The following is a 1,058-nucleotide window of genomic DNA, read 5'->3' as shown; positions in this document are numbered from 1 at the left end:
GGCGTGTCTTCCACAACCGTCGCGTTGTCTGCCACGATGTCTGCCACAGGCGCTACTGTGAAGTTCACCGTTTGGCTAACGCTTTCGCCGCTTGGATCGGTGGCCGTAAAGGTCAGCGCTTCTGAGCCGTTCCAGTCCGCGGTTGGAGTGAACGTAGCAATACCGTTGACGATCGCCACTTGAATGTTGCTGTTGCCAGCAACGCTGAAGCTCAGATCGCCATCCACGTTATCCACATCGCTGAAAGCGGTATTTAGATCGATGCTGTATGGCGTAAAGTCTTCTGCCAAGGTTTGGTCTGCAATGCTGCTTTCAACCACAGGCGTGTCGTTCACCGCATTCACCGTGACGTTAACCGTCGCTTGGTCGGTCAGTACACCATCGGTGATGGTGTAAGTAATTTCGGCGTCGCCATTGAAGTTCTCAGCTGGCGTGAACACCAGTTTGCCGTCAACAATCTCGACTGTGCCTTGCGCTTCAGGTACGGACGCCGATTGGATAGACAGCGTATCGCCATCAATATCGGTGTCGTTTGGTAGGACATCAATTGTCACTGGCGTGTCTTCGTCAGTAACAGCGGTATCATCTTTTGCCACTGGCGCGTCATTGACTGGTGTGACATCGACGTTCACCGTGGTGGACTCCGATACCCCACCGGACGTGACGATGTAGGTGAAGCTGTCTGCCCCGTGGTAGTTGTCGTTCGGCGTGTAGGTCACGCTGCCGTCTGAGTTGACCGAGACCGTGCCGTTGGCTGGACCGTGATTGCTATCCAGCGACACCGCTTTGTCGTCGCCTTCAAACGTGTCGTTACCTAAAACCTTAATGATGGTCGGCGTGTCTTCCACAACCATCGCTTTATCTGCCACGATGTCCGCCACAGGCGCCACTGTGAAGTTCACCGTTTGGCTAACGCTTTCACCGCTTGGATCGGTGGCCGTAAAGGTCAGCGCTTCTGAGCCGTTCCAGTCTGCGGTTGGAGTGAACGTAGCAATCCCATTGACGATTGCCACTTGAATGTTGCTGTTGCCAGAAACGCTGAAGCTCAGATCGCCATC

1 protein-coding gene is annotated in these 1,058 nt (G+C 54.4%); it reads right to left on the bottom strand.

Going from position 1 to position 1,058, the window contains the following annotated elements; all coding sequences use genetic code 11:
- Window positions 1–1,058, bottom strand: a 1,058-nt coding sequence (locus tag R7Q48_RS24835) for a tandem-95 repeat protein (protein WP_318132778.1), incomplete at both ends; no start/stop codon positions are given.

The sequence above is a fragment of the Vibrio sp. 378 genome (genome assembly GCF_033339435.1).
The sequence above is the reverse complement of the archived record's forward strand: the minus strand, read 5'-3'. Positions and strand labels throughout refer to the sequence as shown.